13 protein-coding genes and 3 pseudogenes are annotated in these 17,523 nt (G+C 38.5%); 7 read left to right on the forward strand and 9 right to left on the reverse strand.

What is annotated here, in order from left to right; translation table 11 throughout:
* Positions 1-2: 2 nt before the first annotated feature.
* Together hemW and rdgB are read right to left on the reverse strand one after the other, a co-directional pair.
* Positions 3-1,202, reverse strand: a complete 1,200-nt coding sequence (gene hemW / locus V4B17_RS07165) for a radical SAM family heme chaperone HemW (protein WP_455479452.1) — start codon at positions 1,200-1,202, stop codon at positions 3-5.
* Entirely contained in the window at positions 1,199-1,846 is a 648-nt protein-coding gene (gene rdgB / locus V4B17_RS07170; protein ID WP_455480211.1) for an RdgB/HAM1 family non-canonical purine NTP pyrophosphatase, read from the reverse strand. Before rdgB ends, hemW begins: the two co-directional genes overlap by 4 nt.
* A gap of 302 nt (positions 1,847-2,148) precedes the next feature.
* Here rdgB and hrcA point away from each other — a divergent pair, with 302 nt between their 5' ends.
* Both hrcA and grpE read left to right on the forward strand, forming a co-directional pair.
* The gene (hrcA, locus tag V4B17_RS07175; RefSeq protein ID WP_455480212.1) at positions 2,149-3,219 is read left to right on the forward strand and encodes a heat-inducible transcriptional repressor HrcA; all 1,071 of its coding nucleotides are present in this window, start codon (positions 2,149-2,151) and stop codon (positions 3,217-3,219) included.
* Between the two features lie 124 nt (positions 3,220-3,343).
* The gene (gene grpE, locus V4B17_RS07180) at positions 3,344-4,006 is read left to right on the forward strand and encodes a nucleotide exchange factor GrpE (protein WP_455479453.1); all 663 of its coding nucleotides are present in this window, start codon (positions 3,344-3,346) and stop codon (positions 4,004-4,006) included.
* 107 nt (positions 4,007-4,113) lie between these two features.
* Here grpE and thpR read toward each other — a convergent pair.
* The 6 genes and pseudogenes from thpR to V4B17_RS07210 all read right to left on the reverse strand — a co-directional run bounded on the left by thpR (position 4,114) and on the right by V4B17_RS07210 (position 9,102).
* Positions 4,114-4,651, reverse strand: a pseudogene (thpR, locus tag V4B17_RS07185) (RNA 2',3'-cyclic phosphodiesterase).
* Between the two features lie 577 nt (positions 4,652-5,228).
* Positions 5,229-5,525 (reverse strand): HPr family phosphocarrier protein, encoded by a 297-nt coding sequence (locus tag V4B17_RS07190; RefSeq protein ID WP_455479454.1) that lies wholly within the window; start codon positions 5,523-5,525, stop codon positions 5,229-5,231.
* 6 nt (positions 5,526-5,531) lie between these two features.
* A pseudogene (locus V4B17_RS07195) lies at positions 5,532-5,938 on the reverse strand (PTS sugar transporter subunit IIA).
* A gap of 147 nt (positions 5,939-6,085) precedes the next feature.
* Positions 6,086-6,532 (reverse strand): annotated as a pseudogene (locus tag V4B17_RS07200) (hypothetical protein).
* A gap of 23 nt (positions 6,533-6,555) precedes the next feature.
* Positions 6,556-8,340 carry a stimulus-sensing domain-containing protein gene (locus V4B17_RS07205; protein ID WP_455479455.1) on the reverse strand — a complete coding sequence of 595 codons (1,785 nt, stop codon included), beginning with the start codon at positions 8,338-8,340 and terminating at the stop codon, positions 6,556-6,558.
* 39 nt (positions 8,341-8,379) lie between these two features.
* Complete coding sequence (locus tag V4B17_RS07210) at positions 8,380-9,102, reverse strand: response regulator transcription factor (protein ID WP_455479456.1); 723 nt, start codon at positions 9,100-9,102, stop codon at positions 8,380-8,382.
* 378 nt (positions 9,103-9,480) lie between these two features.
* Between V4B17_RS07210 and lysM the strand changes: the two genes are divergently transcribed.
* Complete coding sequence (lysM, locus tag V4B17_RS07215) at positions 9,481-9,945, forward strand: peptidoglycan-binding protein LysM (protein WP_455479457.1); 465 nt, start codon at positions 9,481-9,483, stop codon at positions 9,943-9,945.
* Between the two features lie 145 nt (positions 9,946-10,090).
* Here the strand turns inward: lysM and V4B17_RS07220 are convergent, their stop codons facing one another.
* Positions 10,091-10,633: a copper chaperone PCu(A)C gene (locus tag V4B17_RS07220; RefSeq protein ID WP_455480213.1), complete on the reverse strand. Its 543-nt coding sequence runs from the start codon at positions 10,631-10,633 to the stop codon at positions 10,091-10,093.
* Between the two features lie 881 nt (positions 10,634-11,514).
* Between V4B17_RS07220 and dnaK the strand changes: the two genes are divergently transcribed.
* The 4 genes from dnaK to V4B17_RS07240 all read left to right on the forward strand — a co-directional run bounded on the left by dnaK (position 11,515) and on the right by V4B17_RS07240 (position 17,409).
* On the forward strand, positions 11,515-13,407 hold the full coding sequence (dnaK, locus tag V4B17_RS07225) for a molecular chaperone DnaK (protein ID WP_455479458.1): 1,893 nt from the start codon (positions 11,515-11,517) through the stop codon (positions 13,405-13,407).
* Between the two features lie 161 nt (positions 13,408-13,568).
* The gene (gene dnaJ / locus V4B17_RS07230) at positions 13,569-14,711 is read left to right on the forward strand and encodes a molecular chaperone DnaJ (protein WP_455480214.1); all 1,143 of its coding nucleotides are present in this window, start codon (positions 13,569-13,571) and stop codon (positions 14,709-14,711) included.
* Positions 14,712-15,556: 845 nt separating this feature from the next.
* On the forward strand, positions 15,557-16,462 hold the full coding sequence (gene argB, locus V4B17_RS07235) for an acetylglutamate kinase (protein WP_455479459.1): 906 nt from the start codon (positions 15,557-15,559) through the stop codon (positions 16,460-16,462).
* A gap of 32 nt (positions 16,463-16,494) precedes the next feature.
* A complete protein-coding gene (locus V4B17_RS07240; RefSeq protein WP_455479460.1) occupies positions 16,495-17,409 on the forward strand; it encodes a DMT family transporter in 915 nt (304 codons plus the stop codon).
* Positions 17,410-17,523 lie beyond the last annotated feature (114 nt).

A 17,523-nucleotide genomic window follows, 5' to 3' on the forward strand; every position in this document is an offset into this window, starting at 1 on the left:
TTTTAGTGTGCCAACTGTCTGATAATGTGGTCAAGTAGAATGTGCCCTTTATTTGTTACTTTTAAGCGCTGGTTTTCTACCATTTCGACCATCCCTTGTTGTTGTAAATCGATAATCTTTTCCATCGGTAAGCCATTGGGGTTTAGGATTTCATAACGTGAAAGATCTAAACCTTCGCAAAGACGCAGTCCCATGAGAAGCATTTCATTTGCTTGCTGCAGTGCGGTCAATTGTTCTGTCTCAACACAGCCGTGTCCAGTGTTTTCTACTAATTCGAGCCAATGTTCAGGGTATTTTTCATTTATTGTGACATAACGTTTACAATTTTCAATTTGAGAGAGGGGGGTTTTTGAGTAGGTAGAAAAATTATCAGGTGAGCGCTCAACAAAGCGTCCATGGGCTCCTGGACCAAAACCTGCATATTCATGATAACGCCAATAAAGAAGATTGTGTGTTGATTCTGCACCGGGAATCGCATGATTTGAGATCTCATAGGCTGGAAGCCCGTGCAGTGAAGTTATTTCTTGGGTAAGATAATATAGATCTGCTGCGAGTTCTGAAGCGGGAAGAATAAGTTTTCCGGCGGCATGAAGTCGTTTAAAGGCAGTTCCTTCTTCGATAGTTAGTTGGTAAAGAGAAAGATGATCTGCTGCCAAATCTATGGCTTGAAAAAGTTCATCTTTCCATTGCTTGAGTGTTTGTTCAGGGCGGGCATAAATGAGATCAAAAGATAATCGTGGAAAGATTTTTCGTGCTAAGGCAATGGCGTGAAGAGCCTGTTTCACATCATGAAGACGGCCAAGTTTTCTTAGCGCTTTGTCGTTAAGTGCTTGCACCCCTAAAGATAGGCGATTAACTCCTGCTATGCGGTATCCGCGAAAGCGCTCTACTTCCACACTTGATGGGTTGGCTTCCAGTGTAATTTCAACGTTATCATCGACTGTCCATTTTTTTGCAACTGCCTGCAATAAGGTATCAACAGTTTGAGGTGTCATAAGAGAAGGTGTGCCCCCACCGATAAAAATGCTTGTAATACGACGTGGGCCTATTTTATGGTATTGCGTTTCTATTTCGCGTTCAAAGGCGGTTACAAAACGTGGCTGATCAACACCATGGGCACGTACATGTGAATTAAAATCACAATAGGGACATTTGGTTGCACAAAAAGGCCAATGAATGTAAATGCCAAAAGCTTCGTTCATGAGCGTACCAAAAGATTTTCTGCTAAAAGCTTGAAAGCACGCGCACGATGCGAGAGGGGTGTTTTACCGTTGAGTTTCCAGCCATGTTTTTGTTTTGTTGTCATTTCGCCAAAGGTATTTTCATATCCATCTGGTAAAAAGATTGGATCAAAGCCAAAGCCTTTATCGCCACGCGGAGGCCAAATGAATGTGCCTTCAACGCATCCGCGGAAATAATCTGCATGAGCATCGGGCCATGCAATGCAAATAACCGATATAAACCGAGCTTTTCGTTGTTTTTTTTCATAAGCTTTGATTCTTTGGAGTTCGTCTTCTATTTTTTGCATAGCTTTTAAATAATTACGTGTGCCATCGGGTTGAAGAGCGAAGTCTGCTGTATAAACACCTGGTGCACCATCCAATGCATCCACTTCTAAGCCTGAATCATCGGAAAGGGCAGGAAGTCCTGTATTTTTTGCGGCTGCAAAGGCTTTGATATAAGCATTTTCTTCAAACGTTGTTCCTGTTTCTTTTGGTTCAGGTAATTCAAGCTCTTTTGCTGATTTTATTTTTAGACCAAAAGAAGCAATCAATGTGCTAATTTCATGCAATTTGCTGGTGTTATGTGTAGCAATGATGAGTTTTTTAGTTGATATGCTTCTCATATATATCTCTCCAAATTGAAAGTGGATAGCTATTTTTTGTGCTAAAAACCAGCTTGAACGATCATATAACATAAATTCTGCCAGATTTTACGAGACATAATATTTTTGAATGTTTATTCATATTTTGTTCAAATGACATCTTACGTATTTGATGAGAACAATAATTGGAAAGACATACAAAAGTATCTTTCTTTTTTATGATAAATATGTGCTACGCTTTTGCATTGCTTTAAACTATTTGACCAAACATTGGCAAAACTTATATAAAGAGAGAGTATTTTAAAAGTAGTGACACAATTGTGATGAAGCGTAAACCTATTGATAATGAACTACAATATCTTGATAAGCGTTCACGTGATATCTTTCGCCATATCGTTGAGGCCTATCTCAATGATGGTGAGCCTGTAGGGTCACGCAATCTTTCACGGCTTTTGCAACAAACATTATCACCTGCGACAATTCGTAATGTGATGAGCGATCTTGAACATCTCGGTTTGATTTATGCACCTCATGTATCTGCAGGAAGAATGCCGACACAATCAGGTTTACGATTTTTTGTTGATGCATTTATGGAGGCGGGTGATTTACCAATTGAGGAGCGCGAGAGTATTGAAAATCAAGTAAAGGAGGCTGGTCATGCACAATCAGTTGAACATTTTCTCGTTCAAGCGAGTCAAGTTCTTTCAGATCTTTCACGCGGAGCAGGGCTCGTTTTAGCCACAAAACATGAAGGGACATTAAAGCATATTGAATTTGTGCGTCTTGATGGAGAGCATGCTCTTGCGGTTTTGGTGACTCAACAAGGTGAGGTTGAAAATCGTATTGTTCATTTACCAGAAGGGGTTACCCATGCACAACTGACGGAGGCAACGAATTTTCTCAATGCTCATATTCAGGGGCGAACATTAAGTGAAGCTAAAGAGGAAATTGCACGTTTATGCTCAGAAACGCGGGCTGCACTTGATCATTTATCTCATCATCTTGTTGAAACGGGGTTGGCTCTTTGGGGAGGAGAAGGTGCTGATCATAAAATACATCTTATTGTTCGTGGGCGAAGCAATTTGCTTGAAGATGTGAAAGCAGAAGAAGATTTAGAGCGGTTACGACATCTGTTTGATGACCTTGAAACGCGTGAAAGTATGGCACAGCTTCTCGATTTAACAGATGAAGGTTCGGGAGTTCGCATTTTTATTGGTTCGGAAAATAAGTTGTTCTCACTTTCTGGCTCTTCTTTAGTGGTGGCACCTTATCGCGATTCAAAGCAAAGAGTTATTGGTGCTCTAGGAGTTATTGGCCCCACACGGCTTAATTATGCTAGGATTGTGCCCATGGTTGACTATACAGCTCAACTTATATCACAACTGTTGCGTTAAAACGATCAAGTGAATATTTGTACTGCAAACGCTTATTGTATTAAGATACGTAAATACCTCTTGATTTTTGTCTACAAAATTTCGATATCGATAATAACAAATCTTATGAAGGAATGGAATTTTTATGTCTGATGAAAAAAACAAATTTACTGACGCTTCATTTGAAAATTGCGATTTGAAAAATCCAGCTGACCGCGATACACTTAAACAAGCAGCTGATGATTTTTTAAAAACACGTGAAGCAGAGGCTTGCGCAGATGTTGAAGAGGAAAAAAATGAATTTATCGATCCCTTGGTTGCTTTGCAGGACGAAAATAAAGAGTTAAAAGATCAGCTCTTACGTCTTGCTGCAGATATGGAAAACCTTCGACGTCGTACTGCACGTGATGTAGAAGATGCGAAGGCTTATTCAATCGCTAGTTTTGCACGTGATATGTTATCTGTTTCTGATAACCTCAATCGGGCTTTGGAAGCTATTCCAGAAGGGGCAAAGGAGAATGATGCTGGTTTGAAAACGTTGGCTGAGGGCGTGGAAATGACTGAGCGTGCAATGATAGCAGCGTTAGAGCGTCACGGGATAAAGAAGATTCACCCAGAGGGGCAAAAATTTGATCCTCATTTTCATCAAGCAATGTTTGAAATCCCTAACTCTGATGTTCCAGATAATACTGTTCAACAAGTTATTCAGGCAGGTTATATTATTGGTGAGCGTGTTCTGCGTCCTGCGGTAGTGGGCGTAGCCAAAGGGGGAATGAAAGAACCCTCTGTTGAATCTGATTCGGTCTAAGACATATCAATAATGACGTCACTGACACAGAGGTGTGGTTTTATACATAATCCCACATTCGCGGGGTATTTTACCAAAGAGAGCTCTAAGGGGTGTTTTAGCACCCTTTATCCTTGAAGTGTCCAGCTTTTTTTCACAATATATGAGGCCTCACTTGAGGGGGATTGTGATAACAATAAAACAAAATGATCAACCTCAAAGGCAGGAAATGAAAGATCATTTCGAGAAGACAGATAAGAAGGAAGGTCTTCTGGTTTAATATTAAGCAATCGTGCAACAGTAATATGGAGACAAATTGCTTTTCATCAGGCGTTAATTTTAGACTGCCTCGAATGGATTGCATTTTTTTGTGTAAAAGGCTGAGAGTTTCACAAGGCTCAATACGAACAACAAGAGAATGTGGGGCTTTTTCTGAGCAAAAAACTTCAAAACCCTTTGGTTGTAGTACAAAATGAGGAAGCTTTATTGTATCAAAGGTACGAATAAGTGCATTTGTTGTGGAGTTCTCAACTTCGCCAAAAAAAGATAGAGCGATATGAAAATTTTCGGGTTAATCCACTGCGCTTTCGATAAGCCATTTTGCAGTGATATGGGTGATTCCGTTATTTGTTGAGGAACTTGAAGAGCACCAAATAGACGTTGCATAGCATCTCCTTACAATAAAAAAACGCCATTGCAAGCACAACGGCAGATTGTGAGAATAAGATATATATCATTTTGGATAATGCTATGATGCAGAAAAAGGATATTTAAAGAATGCCCCTGCTATAATGGTGAATTGAATTCATAAAGCTTCTTAAGCTTACAAAAATGGTTATGATGACAATAAAAGCGTGTATTTGCATGTGTTTTATCACAAAGATGTGAAGCAGAAGGTTGTTTTGTGTTTTCATCCATAAATACTGCAGTACGACCTAAAATAAAGATAAATTTTTAATTTTGAGTACATTTGACTTTTTTACGATAGCTTAAAGGTCAGCACATCCAATAAAGGATGAATGTTTCTCTTTACTATAAATATTTCATTATACATGTTGAGCACAACAAAATTTCTACAACCTACGCTTACAATAATCATAGTGCCAATTCATAATGAAACAATGAATATGGAATATGAACGTTGGTCTTTTGAAGAGAAAAATAAAAAAGCCAATCAATATAATAATGGGAGAAAATTTTCTTATCTTATAAACAATTATCATTCTTCTTCTGGTAAAAAATTCTAATTTTCTTCTCCAAATTTATTGTTCATAAGCTCTCCAAGAGCATCGAGCGCATCAGTTGCTTCTGGTCCTGAAACGTGGATCGTGACGTTACAACCGGGTGAAGCCGCTAACATCAGAAGTTCCATAACTGATGAGCTACCAACGATTTTCCCGTCTTTTTCAACTTTAGCAATAGCGTTAAAATTATCGACAGTTTGTACAAATTTTGCAGAAGCACGCGCGTGCAATCTACGTTTATTACAGATATTGAAATGGCGGCTTAATATACGTGGGAGAGCGTCTCTAGAGAGCATTATTATTTAATTATCCGCTAAAATCATATTCGGCACATTAATATATTTACGCCCTGCTTCTTGTGCTATTTTTAAAGCTTCAGATAATGAAATATCAGGGCATTGGCGGATAGAAATGAGTTTAATGAGCATTGGTAAATTAACACCTGCAATCATTTCAATACGTCCTTTTTAATAGCAGAAATAGCTATATTTGATGGTGTTCCACTGAACACGTCTGTTAATATGATCACACCATTGTTTGTATCTGTAGAGGAAACTGCGGCTATAACATCATCTTGGTGCTGATCCATGTCATCATCGGGATATACGCATATTGTTGAAAATTTTTCTTGTGTTCCAACAACATGTTCCACAGCATGCAAAAATTCAACAGCTAGTTCAACATGCGTTACAAGCACGAGTCCAATCATTTTATACAAACTCCTGTCAACTAAAAGATCCAACCATATGGTGAAAAGGCTATTCTACAAGGCTTTATTGCGTTGCTAAGAAAAATTTTCAAAAAAAGAAAAGGTGATGATTTTTTTCCCCTTTAGAAAAAATTAGATAGATTTCGACTATATTTTTCTAAAAAGGAATGCTTCAATAGCATGATAAATGGCAGTACAATCATGCTTCATGAAGGCTGGTAAATTTTAAAAGAGGAATATGTAGATCCGCAAATTTAAAAGTTTGATTCGTTGAGAAGCGCTCATATTCAGGATCAAGAGGAATAGCGCAATCAATAGTTGTTTGTTTTTCAAACTCTATCGTATAGAGACCAACGCCACGAATCTCGATACCACCTTGCAAACCTTCTGGAATATATCCACAGAGTTTTCCATTTTCCACACAAGGCATTGTATAATCGTCACTGATAAGCTTCGCTTTGCGTTTTGATCACTCCCCAGCACGGTCGAGTAAAGAAAGAGTTATGGTTGATTTTCCTGAGGGCCTATAATAAACAGACTCTTCCTTCCAAGCTGGAGGTAATTTTCATGGAGTATTTCATTTTTTGTTGTCATGCTTTTTGCTTTGGATGAAGGGTTTATTTGGCGAATGGAAGCACAATAATAAAACGTGCACCAGTTTTACTATTTTCGAGTTTTGGGTCAACAATATTTTCAGCTGTAATTGTCCCATTATGGGCTTCGATAATTTGCCGACTGATAGAAAGGCCGAGTCCTGAGTTTTGCCCAAATGTATCTTCATTTGGTCGATCCGTATAGAAGCGTTCAAAAATGCGTTCAATATTTTCCGAACGAATACCAGGCCCATTGTCTTCAACGGTTAAGGTGAGAGTTGAAGCATTACTCTTCATAGTTATACAAATTTTTCCGTTATCATGGGGAATGAAAGAACGTGCATTTTCAATGAGATTTGAAATAACCTGCCCCAAACGGAGTTCATGTCCCAAAACAAGATAGGCTTTTCCATGAGGACGCGGGACAATATTAAGACTTATATCAATGGTTTGTGTATTACGGTATACTTCATGAACAGCATGAACAAGACTTTCCAGAAGCAATGTTACATCCACGATTTGCGCGGTTTCACGAGCAAGTTCTGCATCGAGCCGTGAAGCATCAGAAATATCAGTAATCAAACGGTCAAGACGACGTACATCATGTTGAATAATTTCAAGCAATTGTTCCTGTGCTTCTTCATTTTTAGCCAGCGGAAGTGTTTCAACAGCGCTACGCAAGGAGGTAAGTGGGTTCTTTAATTCGTGGCTTACATCAGCAGCAAAGCGTTCAATTGCTTCAATGCGTGTGTAAAGGGCATTTGTCATATCACGAATAGAGGTTGAAAGATGACCGATTTCATCTTCGCGCATTGAAAAATCAGGAATTTCTATGCGCTTACTGTTGCCATTTCGCACACGGTTAGCAGAGGCAGACAATTTACTCAATGGATGCGCGATCGTATGGGCTAAAAATAGTGAAAGTACTAAAAGTACACTTCCGACAACGACAAAGACTTTAAAAATAACCAGCCTTTCACCTTTTACAATGTTATCAATATCTGAACCTGTGGTTGAAAGAAGAAGCGCTCCCACCACCACACGATAGCGCTGAACAGGCACGGCAACAGAAACGATTAATTGGCCTTGTCTGTTACGTCGTTTTGCAGTAGCAAGAGATCCATTGAGGGCTCGGTAAACTTCTGGATAAGCAATACCTAGGATTTTTGCTTGTTCTCTATCAATGGAAATACCATTGCTATAAAATGCGCTTGAAAACCACGAAGTGAAGCGCTTCCATAGGTTTTGTTCCGTTTTAATTGGGGGTAAATCATAGCTAAAAACTTCTCCGCTAGAATAAAGAACGCGCGAATCAAGAAGTAAAGTAGCATCACGATCGTAGATACGTGCTCTTGTTGTTTGGGGTGTTATGAGACGCCGTAAAAGAGGAGCAATTTGTTCAGGATTAATGGGAAAATCCCAAGAGTCTGTTGATTGAGGTGCGGGCGTAACGCTTTCTCCGGCTTGTAATTCCAAAAGTTTTTGGGGGTCAATGAGAATAGAATTTGTATCTATTGTTGCAGAAGCTGCAATGGCTCCAGCGATAATCCTTCCTTGTGTGCATAAGCTTCTGATTTTTGCTTCAATTAAACCATCACGAAATTGATTAAGATATAAAATGCCCGTGACCAGAATAGCAAGGGCAGCAAGATTTAAAATGACGATGCGGCGTGTAAGACTAGAAAAGAACAATTGTCTGAGGAGACGTTGTGTCCGAAAATGGAAATGGGAAAACATAAGAAACGGTGTTGAGGGGATATCATTTGATGCTGTTTTTTGCAGAGTTTCCGGTTGATTATTTTTTGTCATCGATTTGATCGCCGTTCAAATTTTTGCGACAAAATAGCTTCATACCTCATGGAAACGATAACCCACACCGTAAAGTGTTTCAATCATTGCAAAATCATCATCCACTTGTTTAAACTTTTTACGCAAACGTTTAATGTGACTATCGATGGTACGGTCATCTACATAGACTTGGTCACTATAGGCAGCATCCATTAAAGCATCACGACTTTTCACAACTCCTGGTCTTTGCGCCAAGGTTTGTAGAATCAAAAATTCTGTAACAGTTAGGATAACAGGTTTATCTTTCCATGTACAGGTATGACGTTCCTGATCCATTACAAGATCTCCACGTTTGAGCGACGAGGTAGGAGATGCTCCTGTTGCAAGCGGTTGGTTACGAGCGCTGGAACGGCGCAAAATAGCTTTTACGCGTTCAATGAGAAGACGTTGAGAGAAAGGTTTGGTAATAAAATCGTCAGCTCCCATTTTGAGACCAAACAGTTCATCAATTTCATCATCTTTAGAGGTAAGAAAAATAACTGGAATATCAGATTTTTGACGCAATCGGCGCAAAAGTTCCATCCCATCCATTCGGGGCATTTTAATATCAAAAATAGCCAAATGCGGGGGATGCAGTGTTAGACCTTTGAGTGCAGATGCTCCATCTGTATAACTTTCAACCCGGTAACCTTCTGTCTCAAGCGCAAAAGATAAAGATGTCAAGATGTTACGGTCATCATCAACAAGTACAATCGTTTGCGTGATTGCTGGTGTATCTTTCATGGCTTCTTAGACCTTTCTATTGTCGTGGTAGCAAACTACTCACGCTATTTATATGGGAGTTCACATTTTTTTTGCAAAACAAATATGATACAAATTGTAGCAAAGTGAAAACTCTTCTATTTTTGCGGTAAAAGCTTGTTTTATCTTTGCAATTTTATAACGTTTTTGCGCGTGTTAAGATCCCTCCGCTTGAGAGAAAATTTTTATAAAGATGTTTTTTATCAAAGTTTATAGTTACATTATGTCCCATAATTGAACAGGTTTGCTTTTGATTGTTGAAGTTCAGAAAAAATGCCTATCTCTTTTTAAGAGCAAAGAAAAGAGTGTGGTGTTATATGCATAAAAAATTTATTTATACTACAGGCAAAGGAGGCTATAATGGGACTTTTTAATTTTATGAAAACAGTTGGTGAAAAGTTGGGTGTTGGCAATAATGAACCAGAAGAAAAGGACTTTAAAGCTGCATTTGATAATTTTCAACTTGGCACAGAAAAGGTAAATATTCAGATTGAAAACGGTAAAGCTGTTCTCAGTGGTGAGGTTCCAGATAGAGAAACACTTGAAAAAGCGCTTTTGGTTGTTGGTAATTCGCAGGGTATTTCTTCTGTTGATATTGACCAATTAAAGGTTGCAGATACTGCAGATAATGCGCCTATGAAATCCTCTCGTTTTTATGAAGTAAAATCTGGTGATAATCTTTGGAAAATTGCTGAAGAAGTTTACGGAAAAGGGCAAGGTGATAAAAACACATCCATTTTTGAAGCCAATAAGCCGATGCTGAAATCACCCGATAAAATTTATCCTGGACAAGTTTTGCGCATTCCTGAAATCGATCGCACCTAATTAGACCAAGGGTAAGTCCTTTGCTTTTTTACGGTATGTTCTACAATGCTAAATAAAATAAATAAGAAGCGTGTAAATTTTTTTTCCACGCTTCTTATGTTGAGATGTTAGGTTAATGGTGATAAAAAAATTAGTAAGCGAGAGCTTATTTTGGAGGTGATGTTGCTCTCATAGCGTTTACAGAGAATTCAATGTCAATTGTCCCCGCTTTTTCAAATGTCAATGTTGCGCTGATTTTGTCACCTGTTTTGAACGGTTGTGAAAGTCCCGTGAACATAATGTGATCACCTCCAGGCTTAAGTGTAACTTCGCCATTGCCCGGGATTTCAATGCCATTATGTGCTTTTTCCATTTTCATAATATCATTGACAACCGTCATGGAGTGAATTTCTGTTGTCTGCACCCCATTTGTTGAGATAGAAACTAAACGATCTGGTGTGTTGCCATGATTAATGATGTAGAGATAACCGCTTCCAACTTTTACACTTTTTTGTGTTGCGCGCGTCCAAGGACGAATAATTTCTATATCACCAAGTCGGTATTGTTGAGCAAGTGCAGATGGCAGAATTATAAAAACAAAGATAAGAGCGCATAAACCATTCACAATAATTTTTTTGAATAAATATTGTGCATAATAAGGATCTTTAGACATGAGATTCTTTATTCTCTTCGCAGCAAGTGTCATCATTGATTTACCCTCCTTCGTGAGATTCATCTCCTTCTGTTTTAGCAGGATTTTTATTCAAAATAAAAGAAAGAATTGCTCGAGTTATATTATGGGGATAAGGGTGCATGAGCTTGCAGGTTTTGGGGGGGAGGAGATTAAGGTTCAAAATGGCAATATATTTAAGTGCAACAAGTTTGTTCTTATTATACTTTCCAATTTAAGAAGTATGTAAAGAAGGAGAAAGTTATGTTTGGTACATTCAAAGTCAGTGTTCAAAAAACAGTAAGCAATTAGGAAGTTAGCAGCAGAATTACTAAGAGTGAATTGGCAGATAATATCCTCACAAACATTAGTATTTAGCAAAGTGGAGTTTAACGTTATTAAGCAGTCGATCTAAGGAACATCAAGCTCATTATTTACATGAGGATATAACGGGCAATAGAGGTTTGGCTAAGAGAGGTTGTGTGGTATTCGTTGCATAAATTTATCGCGTCTGCGCAGTAATTTTTTAAAAGCTTTTACGTGAGTATCTTTTGTGACTGTGCGAAATAGAGGAAAATGCTCCATCATTGTCTCTTTTTTCAATCTTTATGTGCGTGTATGTTTATGAGAGTCGCAAAAGATATGTCACGATGTCTGCGTCATTAATCAAAGAGAGTATTTTCGTGTAAGTATAATGCCCGTTTTTAAAGAAAAATTTTATTTTAAGAATGTTTCTCTCATTATTCTCTTGTAGCGATAAGAGCCTGTTCTTATATACGGAGCAGAAAAGCTTGTTACGATGACTCGCAGTTTATTTTTGTGTAACTCGAAGTGAAGTGCAGGCTTTAAGTGTTATAAGGAGCTGTCTTAGAAAGATGCTTGATGAAGGTTGAGATAGCTTGCTGAATGGAGATTATAATATGGCAAAAGTAATTGGTATTGATTTGGGGACGACTAACTCTTGTGTTGCTGTTATGGATGGCAAAAATGCAAAGGTTATCGAGAATTCAGAAGGAGCAAGGACGACGCCTTCTGTTGTTGCCTTTACTGATGGGGGCGAGCGGCTTGTTGGGCAACCTGCTAAACGGCAAGCAGTTACGAATCCTGAAGGAACAGTTTTTGCAGTTAAGCGTTTAATTGGGCGCCGTTTTGATGACCCTATGGTTGAAAAAGATAAAGCGCTTGTACCTTACAAAATTGTTAAGGGTGATAATGGTGATGCGTGGGTTGAAGAAGCGGGTAAGAAGTATTCTCCGTCACAAATTTCAGCTATGATTTTGCAAAAGATGAAAGAAACGGCTGAGTCTTATCTTGGTGAAAAAGTTGAACAAGCAGTTATTACTGTTCCTGCTTATTTCAATGATGCACAACGTCAAGCTACTAAAGATGCGGGCAAAATTGCTGGGCTAGAGGTTTTGCGGATTATCAATGAGCCAACAGCTGCTGCTTTAGCGTATGGTTTGGATAAAAAAGACGGAAAAACAATTGCTGTTTACGACCTTGGTGGCGGTACCTTCGATATTTCTGTGCTTGAAATCGGAGACGGTGTTTTTGAAGTTAAGTCAACCAACGGAGATACTTTTTTAGGCGGTGAAGATTTTGACATGCGCTTAGTTGGCTATTTTGCCGATGAATTCAAGAAAGAACAAGGGATTGATCTGAAAAATGATAAACTAGCATTGCAGCGTCTGAAAGAAGCAGCAGAAAAAGCAAAAATTGAACTTTCTTCTTCACAACAGACGGAAATAAATTTGCCATTTATCACGGCAGATCAATCTGGTCCCAAGCACTTAACAATGAAATTGACTCGGGCGAAATTTGAGTCTCTCGTTGATGATTTGGTTCAACGCACTATCGATCCTTGTAAAGCTGCATTGAAAGATGCAGGACTGAAAGCTGGTGAGATTGACGAAGTTGTTTTAGTGGGCGGTATGACGCGTATGCCCAAGATTCAAGAAGTTGTACAAAGCTTCTTCGGAAAGGATCCACACAGAGGCGTTAATCCGGATGAAGTTGTGGCGATGGGTGCTGCTATTCAAGGAGGGGTATTGCAAGGCGATGTAAAAGACGTATTGCTGCTGGATGTAACACCTCTATCTTTGGGTATTGAAACGTTAGGTGGAGTTTTTACACGTCTCATCGAACGAAATACCACTATTCCAACTAAAAAGTCACAAGTTTTTTCAACAGCTGATGACAATCAAAATGCTGTAACTATTCGTGTTTTCCAAGGTGAACGCGAAATGGCTAACGATAACAAGTTATTAGCCCAATTTGATCTTGTTGGTATTCCACCGGCACCGCGTGGTGTTCCTCAGATTGAGGTTACTTTTGATATTGATGCGAATGGTATTGTGAATGTTTCAGCCAAGGATAAAGGAACTGGCAAAGAACATCAGATTCGTATTCAAGCATCGGGTGGTTTAAGTGATGTTGACATAGAAAAAATGGTAAAGGATGCAGAAGAGCATGCGGCTGAAGACAAAAAGCGCCGTGAAGGTGTGGAGGCTAGAAATCAAGCAGAGGCTCTTATCCATTCAACTGAAAAGTCGCTTACAGAGTATGGCGATAAAGTATCAGCTGAAGAGAAGGGACAGATTGAGTCCGCGATATCTGATTTAAAATCTGCACTTGATGGTACTGATATTGGGGAAATAACAGCAAAAATGCAGAAATTAGCAGAAGTCAGTATGAAGCTCGGACAAGCCATGTATGAAGCTTCACAAGCAACAACAGCAGATACTGAAACAGATACGAAAAATGATGATGTTGTTGATGCTGATTTTGAAGAAATTAATGATAAGAAGAAATAGTGTAAGCAAATGGATTTATAGATGCTAATAAACCCGGCCTTTGAAATATAGGGCTGGGATTTGTTGTTTGAGATAAGTTGCAACTTTGTGACTAAAAATATAAATTGAAAGCAAATATTATTCATTAAAGATGGATGACAAAAAATTATCAGGAATACATGATGAAGGTTGATTATTATGAAATTCTTGGCGTGACTCGCGAATGTGATGATAAAAAGCTGAAGTCTGCTTTTCGTAAATTGGCGATGCGATACCATCCTGATCGCAATGCGGGGGATAAAGAGGCAGAGCGGAAATTCAAAGAAATTGGCGAGGCTTATGAAGTTCTCAAAGACCCCCAGAAGCGCGCTGCTTATGATCGATTTGGCCATGCAGCTTTTGAAAATAGCAATCAAGGAGGGAGAAATCCCTTTGGTGGTTTTTCTGGTGGTGGATTTGCCGACATTTTCGAAGATTTTTTTGGCGAAATTATGGGGGGAGTGCACCGTAAGCGTAGTGATGGCCGCGAGCGTGGTGCAGATCTGAGTTATAATATGGAAGTGACCTTGGAAGAGGCATTTTCAGGAAAAACTGCGCAAATTAATATTCCTAGTTCCGTTACTTGTGATTCTTGTGAAGGGTCGGGCGCGAAAAAGGGATCTAAGCCACAAGTTTGTGAAACTTGCCATGGAGCTGGCCGTGTGCGTGCTGCACAAGGTTTCTTTTCTATTGAGCGGACATGTCCTATATGTCATGGACGTGGTGAAACTATTAAGGATCCATGCCCAAAATGTCAGGGGACGAGACGGGTGGAAAAAAAACGCTCATTGAGCGTGAACATTCCGGCTGGTATTGAAGATGGTACGCGTATTCGTCTTTCTGGTGAGGGAGATGCAGGCATTCGTGGTGGTCCTAGTGGTGATCTTTATATTTTTCTTTCTATTAAATCGCATGAATTTTTTCAGCGAGAAGGAGCGGATCTTCACTGTCGCATTCCTATTTCAATGGTTACAGCTGCTTTGGGGGGAGAGTTTGAGGTTTCCGACCTTGACGGTGTCAAAGCACGTGTTAAGATTCCAGAAGGGACGCAAAATGGACGTCAATTCCGCCTTAAAGGCAAAGGAATGCCCATGTTACGTCATCAGCAAACAAGGGGCGATCTTTATATTCATATCACTATTGAAACGCCGCAGAAACTAACGCAAGAACAACGCGAGTTGTTGCAAAAATTTGAGAAGCTTTCAAATCATGAGAATTCACCACAATCGCATGGTTTTTTTTCACGTATGAAAGAATTTTTTGAAAATATCTCGAGACAAAATTAATGAATGTGCATCGCAATTTTTGGAAAGATGAATATTTTTTATTTCTTGAAGAGAGAATAGCTGGATGTTTTTAAGATGCTTTTTTGTTTCTATCCTTATATTGTTTCATCTACCAGGGATGTAACGAATAGAAGAGAAAATGGAGTGATTTTACAGCTCTCTTTAAGAGATTTTGTATGGTCTAAGAGTATAAAGCTATATTGTTCTATAGATTTTATGATACTGCTTATAATGCGTAAGCGAACGGTTTTTATTGATTCATCATAAAAAGGAGTTGAAAATGGAGAGAGTATTCCTATATGAGGCGCTCTCATTTGAGCCGAAAATGATAAATTTACTATTATAAACAATGTATTGTATTTTTCTATAACATGTCATGATTGATATTTCTTATTTTCAATTGTTGAGTAAAAGACGAATTTTAAGTTAAAATTTTAGTCTATTTAGGGGAGAGTGTATGCGTGACTAGGCTATTTCCCGTATTGGCAATGTGATGTTTTATCTTACAAAGCGAATGATTGTATATATCTGTATTCATTGTTAGAGATCCATAAGGTAAAGTCAGTAAGTTAAGTGTACGGCGTGGCTTAAAAATTATTCTGAATTCTGCTTCCAAATTTTATACATGAGGTCATAAAATAACGGCATTCTGTATGCTTATTTTGTTTTATTTTTAGATAACTAGTTCTTTTTAAGAAAGCTGTTTTTGTCTCATCTCGTTATTACTTTCATCGTAATTTTAAAGAGAAATGGAGATTTTCAGGGGGGATGAATAGAGTAAAATTTGTTTTCACTTTTTCTAAATTCCACTAAGAGATATTCAAAAGTGATGAGGAGGCTTTTTGATGAATGATGTTGAGAGCAATGCAGCGGATGTTTTTGAAAAACAAGCAGCATTTTTATCGTCTGCTTTACCCTATATGCAAAAATATGAAAATGAAACGGTCGTTGTAAAATATGGCGGTCATGCTATGGGTGATCCTGCTTTAGGGCGAGCGTTTGCACGTGATATTGCTCTATTAAAGCAATCAGGAATTAATCCTGTTGTTGTTCATGGCGGTGGACCTCAAATTGCTGAAATTTTGATGAAAATGGGCATTGAATCACGGTTTGAAAACGGTCTACGAGTAACTGATGAACGAATCGTTGAAGTAGTTGAAATGGTTTTGGCAGGTTCCATAAACAAGGAAATTGTTGCTCTCATCAATGCTGAGGGTGAATGGGCGATAGGATTGTGCGGCAAAGATGGCAATATGGTTTTTGCTGAAAAGACTTATAAAACTGTCATTGATCCTGATTCGCATATTGAACGTGTTTTAGATTTAGGATTTGTTGGTGAACCTGTTGAAATTGATCGCACATTGCTGGATCTTTTGGCATGTTCTGAAATGATCCCTGTTCTTGCTCCTGTGGCTCCAGGTCGTGATGGCAAAACCTATAATATTAATGCTGATATTTTTGCTGGAGCCATTGCCGGTGCATTAGAGGCTAAACGCCTTTTGTTTCTCACAGATGTTCCTGGTGTTTTGGATAAACAGGGTAAACTTTTAAAGAAATTGACAATTTCTGAAGCTGCATATCTCATCAAAAATGGCACAATTTCAGGGGGGATGATTCCAAAAGTAGAAACTTGCATAAAGGCGCTTCAAAATGGAGTAGAAGGTGTTGTTATTTTAAATGGTAAAACCCCCCATTCTGTCTTGCTAGAACTATTTACCGAACAAGGAGTTGGAACGCTTATTGTTTCATAAGGTGTACAGAAAATTGGAGGAAAAAACTTTTTATGGTTGGTATAAAACAGTTGAAATACCCGTTATTCAGTAAGCAAGAATTGGCATTATTTGCTGCGACAATATTGTGGGGTACTACCTTTTTAGTGATTCACATAGCGGTACGCTATAGCGGGCCTCTCTTCTTTGTCGGATTTCGTTTTATCGTTGCATCGTTTATGTGCGGGGCGATTTTTTGGCGTTCTATGAAAGGCATAACAGTTTATGAAATTTTTGCTGGTATGGCGATTGGTTTAGGAATATTTTTGGGTTATGCTTTGCAAGCCACGGGGCTTCAAACAATTATTAGTAGTCAGTCGGCTTTTATAACGGCGCTTTATGTTCCGATAGTACCAATATTGCAATGGATTGTTTTTAAAAAGCCACCTCGTTTAGCTTGTTGGATTGGTATTATTCTTGCTTTTATTGGACTTGTGCTTATTTCCGGACAAAAGCCAGGGAATGTTGATTTTTCAAAAGGTGAAATTTTGACTTTGTTAGGGGCTATAGCAATTGCTGGAGAAGTTATACTCATTGGAATTTTTGCTAATAAGGTTGATAGTCGCCGTGTAACGATTATACAGTTACTTTTTAGTGGTCTTTTTTCGTTTTTTTGCATGCCTTTAATGGACGAAAGTATTCCTGAATTTTCATGGATATGGCTGAGTATTGGTATAGGATTGGCATTAATGAGTGCTATTACTCAATTGGCGATGAATTGGGCACAAAAATCCGTTTCACCCACTCGAGCAACGCTCATTTACGTAAGCGAACCTATATGGGCTGGTATTGTTGGGCGTTTAGCTGGTGAGCGTATATCCCCTTTAGCTTTATTAGGAGGGGCATTCATCTTGATTGGAATTATAGTAGCTGAATTACAACCTTCACACTGGCGCAAAAAAGATAAAGTTATTAAAAAAATTGACTAATTTTACATCTCTCTTTTTAAGATCTTATCTTGTGATGTTTTGATTTGAAGAGATTTCATTTTTGTTATTTTTTCATAAAAATTAAGGAAATTCTCTTTTTTTAGGCAAGAAGAG

The organism is Bartonella sp. B23, assembly GCF_053793815.1.

Bases quoted from the DNA above. Each gene is read 5' to 3' on its own strand.
- rdgB (WP_455480211.1), bottom strand. From the start codon at position 1,846: ATGAGAAGCATATCAACTAAAAAACTCATCATTGCTACACATAACACC.
- lysM (WP_455479457.1), top strand. From the start codon at position 9,481: ATGGGACTTTTTAATTTTATGAAAACAGTTGGTGAAAAGTTGGGTGTT.
- grpE (WP_455479453.1), top strand. From the start codon at position 3,344: ATGTCTGATGAAAAAAACAAATTTACTGACGCTTCATTTGAAAATTGC.
- hrcA (WP_455480212.1), top strand. From the start codon at position 2,149: ATGAAGCGTAAACCTATTGATAATGAACTACAATATCTTGATAAGCGT.
- V4B17_RS07240 (WP_455479460.1), top strand. From the start codon at position 16,495: ATGGTTGGTATAAAACAGTTGAAATACCCGTTATTCAGTAAGCAAGAA.
- V4B17_RS07205 (WP_455479455.1), bottom strand. From the start codon at position 8,340: ATGACAAAAAATAATCAACCGGAAACTCTGCAAAAAACAGCATCAAAT.
- V4B17_RS07190 (WP_455479454.1), bottom strand. From the start codon at position 5,525: ATGCTCTCTAGAGACGCTCTCCCACGTATATTAAGCCGCCATTTCAAT.
- V4B17_RS07210 (WP_455479456.1), bottom strand. From the start codon at position 9,102: ATGAAAGATACACCAGCAATCACGCAAACGATTGTACTTGTTGATGAT.
- dnaK (WP_455479458.1), top strand. From the start codon at position 11,515: ATGGCAAAAGTAATTGGTATTGATTTGGGGACGACTAACTCTTGTGTT.
- dnaJ (WP_455480214.1), top strand. From the start codon at position 13,569: ATGAAGGTTGATTATTATGAAATTCTTGGCGTGACTCGCGAATGTGAT.
- V4B17_RS07220 (WP_455480213.1), bottom strand. From the start codon at position 10,633: ATGATGACACTTGCTGCGAAGAGAATAAAGAATCTCATGTCTAAAGAT.
- hemW (WP_455479452.1), bottom strand. From the start codon at position 1,202: ATGAACGAAGCTTTTGGCATTTACATTCATTGGCCTTTTTGTGCAACC.
- argB (WP_455479459.1), top strand. From the start codon at position 15,557: ATGAATGATGTTGAGAGCAATGCAGCGGATGTTTTTGAAAAACAAGCA.